The sequence below is a fragment of the Microbispora sp. GKU 823 genome (genome assembly GCF_002027145.1).
GTDB lineage: Bacteria > Actinomycetota > Actinomycetes > Streptosporangiales > Streptosporangiaceae > Microbispora > Microbispora siamensis.
Genome location: NZ_MWJN01000167.1, coordinates 1 through 11,154 on the forward strand (window position 1 = coordinate 1; position 11,154 = coordinate 11,154).

8 protein-coding genes and 1 pseudogene are annotated in these 11,154 nt (G+C 72.8%); 5 read left to right on the forward strand and 4 right to left on the reverse strand.

Features of this window, described 5'->3' with window-relative positions; translation table 11 throughout:
* Positions 1-906 precede the first annotated feature (906 nt).
* Positions 907-1,227, forward strand: coding sequence for a hypothetical protein (locus B1L11_RS55635; protein WP_372974783.1), 321 nt, complete (start codon positions 907-909; stop codon positions 1,225-1,227).
* A 3-nt stretch (positions 1,228-1,230) separates the two neighbouring features.
* Positions 1,231-2,208, forward strand: coding sequence for a formate dehydrogenase accessory sulfurtransferase FdhD (fdhD, locus tag B1L11_RS42580; RefSeq protein ID WP_306291783.1), 978 nt, complete (start codon positions 1,231-1,233; stop codon positions 2,206-2,208).
* A gap of 61 nt (positions 2,209-2,269) precedes the next feature.
* On the opposite strand, the gene B1L11_RS42585 is transcribed toward fdhD, so the two are convergent.
* The 4 genes from B1L11_RS42585 to B1L11_RS42600 all read right to left on the reverse strand — a co-directional run bounded on the left by B1L11_RS42585 (position 2,270) and on the right by B1L11_RS42600 (position 7,874).
* Positions 2,270-4,906 (reverse strand): phosphoenolpyruvate carboxylase, encoded by a 2,637-nt coding sequence (locus tag B1L11_RS42585; protein WP_079320845.1) that lies wholly within the window; start codon positions 4,904-4,906, stop codon positions 2,270-2,272.
* Between the two features lie 78 nt (positions 4,907-4,984).
* Complete coding sequence (locus B1L11_RS42590) at positions 4,985-5,458, reverse strand: hypothetical protein (protein WP_079320846.1); 474 nt, start codon at positions 5,456-5,458, stop codon at positions 4,985-4,987.
* Positions 5,459-5,550: 92 nt separating this feature from the next.
* On the reverse strand, positions 5,551-7,134 hold the full coding sequence (locus B1L11_RS42595) for a hypothetical protein (protein WP_079320847.1): 1,584 nt from the start codon (positions 7,132-7,134) through the stop codon (positions 5,551-5,553).
* Positions 7,113-7,874, reverse strand: a complete 762-nt coding sequence (locus tag B1L11_RS42600; RefSeq protein ID WP_079320848.1) for an ABC transporter ATP-binding protein — start codon at positions 7,872-7,874, stop codon at positions 7,113-7,115. The genes B1L11_RS42595 and B1L11_RS42600 overlap by 22 nt, the downstream gene beginning before the upstream one ends.
* A 223-nt stretch (positions 7,875-8,097) precedes the next feature.
* Between B1L11_RS42600 and B1L11_RS42605 the strand changes: the two are divergent.
* From B1L11_RS42605 to B1L11_RS42615, 3 genes and pseudogenes are all read left to right on the forward strand, one after another.
* Positions 8,098-9,686 (forward strand): annotated as a pseudogene (locus B1L11_RS42605) (acyl-CoA carboxylase subunit beta).
* Positions 9,683-10,150, forward strand: a complete 468-nt coding sequence (locus tag B1L11_RS53415) for an acyl-CoA carboxylase epsilon subunit (RefSeq protein ID WP_079320851.1) — start codon at positions 9,683-9,685, stop codon at positions 10,148-10,150. Before B1L11_RS42605 ends, B1L11_RS53415 begins: the two are co-directional and overlap by 4 nt.
* Positions 10,105-10,989 (forward strand): NYN domain-containing protein, encoded by an 885-nt coding sequence (locus tag B1L11_RS42615; RefSeq protein WP_239108559.1) that lies wholly within the window; start codon positions 10,105-10,107, stop codon positions 10,987-10,989. The genes B1L11_RS53415 and B1L11_RS42615 overlap by 46 nt, the downstream gene beginning before the upstream one ends.
* The last annotated feature ends 165 nt before the right edge of the window (positions 10,990-11,154 follow it).

Sequence of the window (11,154 nt, forward strand, 5' to 3'; positions counted from 1 at the left end):
GTCGCGCCGCTGCTCGACGACCCCGGGGCGCGGCGGCGCATGGGCAGGGCCGCCCGGCGGCTCGCCGCCCGCCATTCCTGGTCCAGGGTCGCCGCCGCCCACCGCGCGCTGTACGAGACCCTGGCCGGCCCGCGCCGCCCGCTCGGCCGCCCGGATGCGTGAGCCGTACCGGGAGATCCTGGTCGTCGACCTGCTCGGCGGGATCGGCGACCTGATCATGCTCCTGCCCGTCGTGCACGGCCTGGCCCGCCGCAACCCCGGCGGGTCGCTGCGCGTGCTCACCCACGAGCCCGGCGCCGCCCTCCTGCGCGGCGATCCCGCCGTCACGCGGGTGCTCACCCCCCGCCACGGCGGCGCGGGCGCGGAGCGGGAGGCGGTGGCCGAGGCGCTGGCCGCGCGGCGTCCGGATCTCGCGGTCACCACCACCCGCTACGACGGAATCCCGGACCTTCTCGCCGCCTCGGGCGCCCGCTGCGTCACCGACCTGTGGCGCCGCCCGCCCCCGGACGAGCCGGTCGGCGAACGCTACCTGCGCATCCTGCTCGCCGAGGGACTGCTGCGGCCCGAGGACGCCCTCGCCCGTCCGGCCGTGCGCCTGACGCCGGCCGAGATCGCGTACGGCGAGAGCACGCTCGCGTGCCGCCTCCCTGCCTCCGGGACAGGGCCCCCGGTCGTGCTGATCACGGACGCGGGCATGGACGTGAAGCGGTGGCCGGATGGACGCTGGCGGGAACTCGCCGCGTCGCTGGCCCGGCGCGGCCATCCCCTGCCTCACCCCCGACCGCGCCGCCCGAGCGCGGCGCGGTGGACGCGGTATTCGGCCCGGAGGTGGCCGCGCTGCCGCGGTGCGGCCTGCGCGGGCTCGCCGCGTGCTTCGCCGCAGTGGCGCGTCGCGGCGGGGTGGTCGTGGGCGGCGACACCGGGCCGCTGCGGCTGGCCGCCGCGGCCGGGGCGGCCACCGTCGGGCTGTTCGGGCCCACCTGGGCCGGCCGGTACGGCCTCGGCTCCCGGGATGGGGTGGGCTCCGCCGACCTGCAGGGGCTTCCGGGCTGCCCGCACCGCAGGCCCACGGCCATCACCGAGCAGCCGTGCTGGTGGACGGCCGAATGCCCGCTGTCCCCGGCGGGCCCCGCCTGCATGGCCGACATCCCCGTGGCGTCCGTCGTGCGCGCCGTGACGCGCCTGTGCGCCGCTTCCCGCGCGCGCCACCCGGCGGACGACCGCTGACCGGTGCTGACCCGTGGACCGTGGCGTGGCAGGCTGCGTACGGGAGAGAACGGCAGCCATGCCGTCGAGGAGGAAGCACATGGAACGGGACGGCGCGACGCGGCCGACTGCCGTCTGGGACCCGTCACGCGGTCGCGCGTCCGGAGGGTGTCAGGATCGGCCGTACGTGACCGGCGTGACGACCTCGCCACGGAGGAGCCGCTGGAGATCCGGCTCCTGGCCGGGGGCGAGAGCCGTACGGTGGCGATCACGATGCGGACGCCGGGCGCGGACTTCGAGCTCGCGGCAGGGTTCCTGCACGCTGAGGGGATCGCCGGCCCCGGCGACATCGCCGCCATCGGCTACTGCACCGACGAGGACCTGGACCCCGAGGCGCGCTACAACACCGTGACCGTGCGGCTCACCGCCTCCCGGCTGCCCGACCTCGGCGCCGCGGCGCGCAACTTCCTGACGTCGAGCGCGTGCGGCGTCTGCGGCACGGCGAGCCTCGACGCCCTGCGCGACCGCTGCGCCGTGCCGGCCGCGCGCCCGCCGGTCGCCGTGTCCGCCACGACCCTGTACGGCCTGCCGGACCGGCTGCGGGAGGCCCAGGGGGTGTTCGGCAGGACGGGCGGGCTGCACGCCGCCGGGCTGTTCACGCCAGAAGGCACGCCGGTGGCGGTGCGGGAGGACGTGGGGCGGCACAACGCCGTGGACAAGCTGGTCGGCTGGGCGCTGCTCGGCGGCCGGACCCCCCTCGACCGGCACGTGCTGATGGTCAGCGGCCGGGTCGGCTACGAGATCATGCAGAAGGCCGCGAGCGCCGGGATCCAGATCGTGTGCGCCGTGTCCGCGCCCTCCTCGCTCGCCGTCGACCTGGCGCGCGAGTTCGGCATCACGCTCGTGGGGTTCCTGCGCGAGGAGCGCTTCAACATCTACGCCTGCCCGGAGCGGATTGAGGTCGGGCGGATCGAGGTCGAGCAGGCGGCCGGGACGCCGTGATCCGAACCGGCAGTCGAACGGGCGGGCGCCCGGATCCCCGGGCGCCCGGCCGGTCGGTACGTCAGCCGGTGTTCTGCAGGCCGGCCGCGACGCCGTTCACGCTGAGGAGCAGCAGCGTGGACAGGCGCTCGCGCTCCTCCTCCGACAGGTCGCCCGGCGCCCGCAGCGCCGACAGCGCCCGCAACTGGAGGTGGCTGAGCGCGTCCACGTAGGGGTCGCGCAGCTGCACGGCCCGCGACAGCACCCGCCGGTTCTCCAGCAGGCGGGCGTGGCCGGTCACCTCCAGCACCAGCCGCCTCGTCAGGTCGTACTCCTCCAGGACCTGCTCGGCGAAGTCGCTGCGGCCGCCCAGGGCCAGGTAGCGGGACGCGATCGAGCGGTCGGTCTTGGCCAGCGACATCTCCGCGTTGTCCAGCATCGCGGCGAACAGCGGCCACTCCTGGTAGGCCGAGCGCAGTTCGGCCATGCCGCCGTCGGTGACCACGGCGGCCAGGCCGCTGCCCAGGCCGTACCAGCCGGGGAGGTTGACCCGCGTCTGGGCCCACGCGAACACCCACGGGATGGCCCGCAGGTCGTCCAGCGAGCGGGGCGCGCCGAGGCCGCGCCGCGCGGGCCGGGAGCCGAGCCGCAGCGAGCCGATCTCTTCAAGCGGGCTGACCAGCGCGAACCACTCGGGGAAGCCCGGGGCCTCGGTCAGCGCCCGGTAGGCGCGCTCGGAGGCGGCGGCCACGGTGTCGGCCAGCCCGCGGAACTTCGCCGCCGCGGCGGCCGTGCTCGACTCCACCGCCGAGGTGGACGCGAGCAGCACGGCGTTGGTGACCTGCTCGATGTGCCGCTTGGCGATCGCCGAGTGGCCGTACCGCGCGAAGATGACCTCGCCCTGCTCGGTGACCTTGAACCGCCCGGCGACCGAGCCTGGGGCCTGGGCGAGCACCGCGCGGTTGGCGGGGCCGCCGCCCCGGCCGAGCGCGCCGCCGCGGCCGTGGAAGAGCCTGAGCCTGATGTCGTTGGCCGCGGCCCAGGCGGCCAGCGCCGCCTGCGCGTCGTACAGGCGCAGGGTGGCCGCCGCCGGGCCGAGTTCCTTGGCCGAGTCGGAGTAGCCGAGCATGACCTCCATGCGCCGCCCGTTCTCGGCGAGCCGCCGGCGCACGGGCTCCAGCGCGACCATGCCCTCCAGCACGGCGGTGGAGTTGTCGAGGTCCGCGCCCGACTCGAACAGGGGGACCACGTCGAGCACCGGGGCGCGGTCGCCCAGGGCGTGCCTGGCCAGCTCGTACACCGCCGCGATGTCGTCGGCGGAGCGGGTGAACGAGACGACGTAGCGGGAGCAGGCGGTCACGCCGAAGCGCTCCTGGATCCACCCGATCACCCGGATCGTGGCCAGGACCTCCTCGGTGCGCTCCGACGGCGTGCCGGAGGCGATCTCCTTGAGCGCCGCCGCGTGCACCGCCGAATGCTGGCGCACCTCCAGCTCCGCCAGGTGGAAGCCGAACGTCTCGACCTGCCAGATCAGGTGCTGCAGCTCGCCGTACGCCTGCCGTACGGCGCCGGCGCCGCGCAGGGAGTCCTGCGTGAGCCGCAGGTCGGCCAGCAGCTCCGCGGGCGCGCGGTAGGCGAGGTCGAGGTCGCGGCGGCGGGTCGCGGCGATCCTGGCCGCCACGAACATCAGCCACTGACGGTGCGGCTCCCGCGGCGACCGGGTGGCCATCTCCGACACCAGGTCGGGGTGGTCGTCCTCGGCCTGCGCGAGCGCGGCCCGCAGCTCGGCGGACGGCGGCGTGAAGACACTGGCGAGGGTGAGCGACCTGCCGATCCGGGTGGTGGCGTTCTCCAGCGCGATCAGCACGTGCTCGGCCTGGATCTGGATGGCCTCCCTGGTCACCTTGGCGGTGACGTTGGGGTTGCCGTCGCGGTCGCCGCCGATCCAGCTTCCGTAGCGGATGTACGCCTTGGCCAGCGGCTCCCGCGTCCCGGTGCCGGGCCCGAGCGCCGCGTCGAGCGAGCGGTAGATCAGCGGCACCGTCCGGAACAGCGTCTCGTCGAACGCCGCCATCGCCGTACGGACCTCGTCCAGCGGGTCGAGCTTGGTGTGACGGAGCTGGGCGCTCCGCCACAGGATGTCGATCTCCTCGAGCAGCCGCCGGTGGGCCTCCTCCCGCTCGGCGGCGCCCCGTCCGGGGGTGTTGTAGGCGTCGAGCTGGGCGCTGATCCGCTGGATCGCGGTGACGATCGCCCGCCGCCGCGCCTCCGTGGGGTGAGCGGTCAGCACGGGCCGGAACTCCAGCTCGTCGATCAGGTCCTGGAGCCGGTCGTCCCCGCGCAGCCGCTGCACGGCCTCCGCGAGGGACTCGCGCAGCGGCACGTCGTCCTTGTCGCGCTGCCGCAGGGTGCGGATGCGGTAGTGCTCCTCGGCGAGGTTGGCGAGATGGAAGTAGCAGGTGAAGGCCCTGGCGATCTGCACGGCGCGGTCCACGGGCCATTCGGCCACCAGGGCGGCGACCTCGTCGGCCGTCGTCTCCTGACGCCGCGCCGCGATCACCGCCTTCCGGAGCCGTTCCACGTCGGCGAGGAGGTCGGGGCCGCCGTGCTCGGCGATCACCTGACCCAGTAGTCCACCCAATAGGCGCACGTCAGCGCGGAGTTCGTCCGGCATCTCCGCTACGGCGTTGTGTCGTTCGGCAGGAGCGATGGCGGCCATGTTTGGAAGGCTAGCGAATCGCGCTCGGGAGCCCGAGGGCGGTCTCACCAATTGGACTAGACCACTCGAACGCGCAGGTCAGACCGGTCGCGCGTCCGGGGTGCGGAGCGCCTCGGCCGGGGCTTGCGGGAGCGCCCTGAAACGGCGGGTGAGGTGCTGGGCGAGCCGCCCGTGCGCCACCACGATCGCGGCGAACGCGACGACCAGCACGGTGATCGGCATCAACTGGCCGTCGTCCGCCAGGACGATGATCTTCGCGTCGCTGACCCCCGTCCTCGCGGCCGTCAGCCCCGTGAGCGCGGCGGTCACCCATCGACCGGCATGCATGATCGCCGGACGCGCGGTCGCGGTCACCGCGGCCGGCAGGGCCAGCACGACGAACACGACGAGGATCCCGACCGTGCCCACCAGGGACAGGCCGGTCGATGCGTCGACGGCCAGCGCGACGCCCCGCATCAGGAGGCGCGCCAGCCCCCCGATGACCAGTCCGCTGATCACCGCCGCGCCCACCGGTGCCCAGATCGCACGGCCCAGCGTCCTGTTTTCGCGCATTACTTCTCCCCCTAGAACGGTCCAAACGGTTATAGGGGCGGGCCGTATCCCCCGCAATCACCGCAAGAACATCGCGACCGCTCTGTTACCTCTCAGGTGGGGCGGGAGACGGCGGTGAGGAGTTCGGGGAGGCGGGCGAAGCCGATGCCGGCGGCGATCCTGCGGCCCGCCCAGGCGGCCGCCACGCCGTACGGCACGGCGAGCACGGCCCACCAGGTGAGGCCGAACAGGACCGGCAGCACGACCGGCAGCGCGAGCGCGCCGGTGACGAGCATGGTGGCGAAGGAGGACGCGAACGCCTGTCCGCCCTGCCCCGGAGCGGCGCCGCTGAAGGCGTTCAGGCGGTCGGGGTAGGTGTACGGCGCGGTCACGCTGGTGAGCGCCCCGACGCCCATGGCGACGCCGAGCACGCCCCAGGCGACCGGCGCCGCGGCGAGGGCCCAGGCGGCGTCGCCCGCCACCAGGGCGGCGATCACCGAAACCAGGGTCAGCAGCGGCACCCCGATGACCGCCATGGCCAGGTGCCGGCCGGCCAGGTCGGTACGCAGGTCGCGCGGAGTGGAGAACACCACCGCGTTCATCCACAGCGACCTGCCGTCGATCCCGAACGAGTTGGCCGCCTGCAGCCCGATCACGACGGCCGCCAGGCAGGCGGGCCCGACCACGATCCCCGGCCCGGCCGACCCGTCCGGTCCCCGCATGGAGAACATGATGACCACGCTCACGAAGAGCGCGGCGATCCAGTTCACCCGGCCCCGGGGTTCCCTCGCGGCGTACTTCAGCTCCTTGACGACGACGGCGCCGAGCATGCCGTCAGGCAGGAACCGGCCGAACGGGACCCGTCCGGACCGCCGGACGGAGCCGCCGCCCTGGCTGGAGGCGTCGGGCCGCACCAGCGCGTGCCGCAGCGCGGCGATCCACAGCCACCCCAGCACGACGACCGCCATCGCGACGACGATCAGCTCGGCGACGCCGATGAGCCCGCCGTCGGCGATCGCGTGCGCGGCCAGCCCCGGCGGCGTCCACCGCAGGACGTCCCCCGCCGACGCCAGGATCCGCGTGGGGTCGCCGGAGAACCCTCTGTTGATCAGCAGGTTGGGCACCTGGAACAGCAGCACGCCGAAGACGGCGGCGACCGCGAGCAGGTCGCGTCCCCTGCGGGTGCGCAGCACGCCGGACAGCGCGGTGGTCACCAGGCGGGAGGCCGTGAGACAGAAGGCGAACTGGAGGACCACCGCGGGCACCCCGAGCAGCACCGCGCCCGGCCCGTGGGCGAGCGCGACCATGCCGCCGGACAACGCGACCAGCGAGGCGATCGGCCACGGCCCGGTCGCCGACGCGGCCAGCATGCCGGTCGCGAGCTGCCGGGTGGTCAGCGGGAACAGGGCCAGCCGGGCCGGGTCGAGCGTCTCGTCCAGGCCGAAGGCCATCAGCGGCACGACGATCCACCCGACGGCGAACATCGCGAACGCCGCCGACACGAGGTCGAGGGCGACGTCGGGCGGCGCGAACCGGATGAGGGACAGCAGCCCGAACCCCGCGACGGCGGCGAGGAGCGCGGCGCCCAGCGAGAAGGCGAAACCGACCTGCTTGCCCACCTCGCCACGCAGGCCCCCGCGCACCAGGCTGAGCTTCAGCCGGACGAACAGCCAGGTCATGCCGGAGACCCGAGCCACGACAGGCCCTCCTCCCCGTTGCCGCGCACGCCGACGAGGTCGAGGAACGCCTCGTTGAGCGTGCGGCCCCGCCGTACGTCGTCGAGCGGGCCCTGGGCGACGACGAGGCCCCGGTTCATCACCGACACCCAGTCGCACAGCCGCTCGACCAGGTCCATCACGTGGCTGGAGAAGACGACGGTGGAGCCCGAGGCGGTGTACCTGCGCAGCACCTCGGTCAACGTGTTGGCGGAGACGGGATCGACGCCCTCGAACGGCTCGTCGAGGAACAGCACGCGCGGGTTGTGCAGCAGCGCCGCCGCGAGGCCGATCTTCTTGCGCATGCCGGTGGAGTAGTCGACCACCAGCTTGTCCTGCGCCTCGACCAGGTCCATGACCTTGAGCAGTTCGTCGGCGCGCCGGCCGACCTCGTCCAGGGGGATGCCCCGCAACTGGCCGCCGTATATGAGCAGTTCGCGGCCGGACAGCCGTTCGAACAGCCGCAGGCCCTCGGGCAGCACGCCGATGTGCGCCTTGACGCTGACGGGGTCGGCCCACACGTCGTGACCGTCGATCTCGATGCGCCCGCCGTCCGGGCGCAGCAGGCCGGTGACCATGCTCAGCGTCGTCGTCTTGCCCGCGCCGTTGGGGCCGACCAGGCCGGCGAAGCTCCCTCTCGGCACGACCAGATCGACGCCGCCGACCGCCACCTGCTGCCCGAAGCGCTTGTACAACCCCTGCGTGCGTACGGCGTCCACCATGGAGCCCCCATTTGTATAAAGCCGTCGTAAAGCCGAACGAACGGCACAGGGACCGCGTTCCTGTCGGGAGTACCCGTCCGGGCAACTGCGATCCCGGTGAGCGCGACCCGGCGCGACCGAGCGGCGCCGGCCTGGTTAACCTGTCGGCCATGGATTCGACGCGACCCGGAGCGGCGTTCGGGACCCGAGGGCCGCTGAGCATGCGAGGAACGGTGAGCGGGCGATGAGCGCCGAACGCGCCCCCGAGATCGACATCCACACCACCGCCGGCAAGATCGCCGACCTGGAGCGCGCCGGAGCGAGGCGGCCCACGCCGGCTCCGCGCGAGCGGTGGAGAAACAGCACGCCAAGGGCAAGATGACGGCCCGCGAGCGGCTGGCCGCATTCCTCGACGAGGGCTCCTTCGTGGAGTTCGACGAGCTGGCCAGGCACCGGGCGACCGCCTTCGGCCTCGACCGCGAGCGCCCGTACGGCGACGGGGTCGTCACCGGTTACGGCACGGTGGACGGCCGGCCGGTCGCGGTGTTCGCGCAGGACTTCACGGTGTTCGGCGGCTCGCTTGGCGAGGTCTTCGGCGAGAAGATCGTCAAGGTGATGGACCACGCGCTGAAGACCGGCTGCCCGGTGATCGGCATCAACGACTCGGGCGGCGCGCGCATCCAGGAGGGCGTCGTCTCCCTCGGCCTGTACGCCGAGATCTTCAAGCGCAACGTGCACGCATCCGGCGTGGTCCCGCAGATCTCGCTGATCATGGGCCCGTGCGCGGGCGGCGCCGTGTACTCCCCTGCGCTGACCGACTTCGTCCTGATGGTGCAGGAGAAGTCGCACATGTTCATCACCGGGCCGGACGTCATCAAGACCGTGACCGGCGAGGAGGTGACGTTCGAGGAGCTTGGCGGCGCGCACACACACAACTCGCGCTCGGGCGTCGCCCACTACGAGGCGTCCGACGAGCAGGACTGCCTCGACTTCGCCAGGGCGCTGCTGTCGTACCTGCCGTCCAACAACATGGACGATCCGCCCGCCTTCGAGGTCGAGGCGGACCTGGAGACGACCGACGAGGACCGCGAGCTCGACACGCTGATCCCCGACTCGGCCAACCAGCCGTACGACATGCACACGGTCATCGAGCACGTCCTCGACGACGGCGAGTTCCTGGAGATCCACGCGGGCTTCGCGCCGAACATCGTCGTCGGCTTCGGCCGGGTCGAGGGGCGTTCGGTGGGCGTCGTCGCCAACCAGCCGATGAGCTTCGCCGGAACGCTCGACATCGCCGCCTCCGAGAAGGCCGCCCGATTCGTGCGCACCTGCGACGCCTTCAACATCCCGGTGCTGACCTTCGTCGACGTGCCGGGCTTCCTCCCGGGCACCGACCAGGAGTGGAACGGCATCATCCGGCGCGGCGCCAAGCTGCTCTACGCCTACGCCGAGGCGACCGTGCCGCTGGTCACCGTCATCACCCGCAAGGCGTACGGCGGGGCGTACGACGTCATGGGGTCCAAGCACCTCGGCGCGGACGTCAACCTGGCCTGGCCCACCGCCCAGATCGCCGTGATGGGCGCGCAGGGCGCGGTCAACATCCTCTACCGGCGCGAACTGGCCACCGCCGACGACCCGGACGCGGCGCGGGCCCGTTTCATCAGCGAGTACGAGGACACGCTGGCGAACCCGTATCTCGCTGCCGAGCGCGGCTACGTGGACGCGGTCATCCGGCCCTCGGACACCCGGGTCCAGATCGTCCGCGCGCTGCGCGCCCTCCGCAACAAGCGGGCCACGCTGCCCCCGAAGAAGCACGGGAACATCCCTCTATGAGCAGCCGCGAGCCGTACCTCAGCATCGTCCGGGGGGACGCCACCCCCGAGGAGACCGCCGCCCTCGTCGCCGCGCTGGCGGCGCGGGCGGCGGCCCGCGCGCCAGCCCGGCGGCACCGGAAACGAAGCCGGGAAACTGGAGGAACCCGGCACATCGGCTGCGCGTGGGACTCCCGCACGGCCCGGGAGCCTGGCGCGGGGCCTTCTTCCCCGGCCGGTGACGACGTCTTCCGACGCCATCCGCGACGACTACGGACCGATTACATCGCCGGAACAGGGTGTCAACTGGCTCGAGAGTTGGGACTATCTAGAAAGCGGGGGAATATAGTCAGCCGATCAACTAGTGACGAGTCCAGGAGGACACCATGGCCATCCCGGACTTCAGCGCACATGGCATTGCCGCAAAGTATGCCGTTCTCGTGGACGTCGGTTACCTTTACGCGGCCGCCGGTGAAGTTCTCTTAGGCGCCAAGGAGCGTAAGGAGTACCGCGTCGCCGCGGACGAGCTGATCCAAGCGCTCCAGAAGCACGCGCTCGAACGCATCCCGGGTGAGCTGTTGCGCGTCTACTGGTATGACGCCGCCCGCGACCGCGTGCCGACGGTGGACCAGCGTGTGATCGCCCAGCTGCCCTGGGTCAAGGTCAGGCTGGGCAACCTGAACGCGCGTGGCCAGCAGAAGGGGGTGGACGCGCAGATCCGCAGCGACCTCGAGGCTCTCGCCCGCCACCATGCCGTGAGCGACACCGTGCTGATCGCCGGGGACGAGGACATGGTGCCCGCCGTGGAGGCCGCGCAGGCGTACGGCGTGCGCATCCATTTGTGGGGGGTCGAGCCGCCGTTCGGGACCAATCAGGCCGAGCGGCTCGTCTGGGAGTCGGACACCGTCGAGATCCTGAGCGCCGACTTCCTGCGCCCGTTCTTCACCCGGGCTCCGGTGCCCGTGCCCGTGCCGCCCACGCCGTCGCCCGCCCAGGTCTTCGCGGGCCGTACGGTCAAGCCGATGCCGCCGAAGGCGCCCGCCGGCCAGGTCGGCAAGCTGGGCCCGGGCCGGCCGCGCGTGGAGGAGGTCGGCGAGCACGTGGCGCAGAAATGGATACTGACCCGGGGCCGCGACAACATCCGCGACCTGCTGCCGGGCCCGCTGCTGCCCACGGTGATCGACACCGAACTGCTCATCGAGGCCGAGAAGGAACTCGGCCACTCCCTCCGGCCCTACCCGGAGGCGCGCGTGTGGCTGCGCGACGGCTTCTGGGCCCGGGTCTACCGCGAGTTCGACCTCGGGGTCGGCATCTCCAGCAAGTGACTCCGGCGTTCCGATCCGGCGTCCCAGCTCGCGCGGGAGCACTCCGGGCTTCACCGCCCCGGTCTCGCGCGAGACCCCTACGCCCTGCCGGGCGATAGAGCCGGTCTACAAGAACAACATCCGCGAGGTCCTGGAGATCGAGACCGGCCACATGGTCGGTTTGTT

Coding starts and splice junctions, on each gene's coding strand:
- B1L11_RS42590 (WP_079320846.1), bottom strand. CDS start 5,458: ATGCGCGAAAACAGGACGCTGGGCCGTGCGATCTGGGCACCGGTGGGC.
- B1L11_RS53415 (WP_079320851.1), top strand. CDS start 9,683: ATGAGCAGCCGCGAGCCGTACCTCAGCATCGTCCGGGGGGACGCCACC.
- B1L11_RS42600 (WP_079320848.1), bottom strand. CDS start 7,874: ATGGTGGACGCCGTACGCACGCAGGGGTTGTACAAGCGCTTCGGGCAG.
- B1L11_RS42585 (WP_079320845.1), bottom strand. CDS start 4,906: ATGGCCGCCATCGCTCCTGCCGAACGACACAACGCCGTAGCGGAGATG.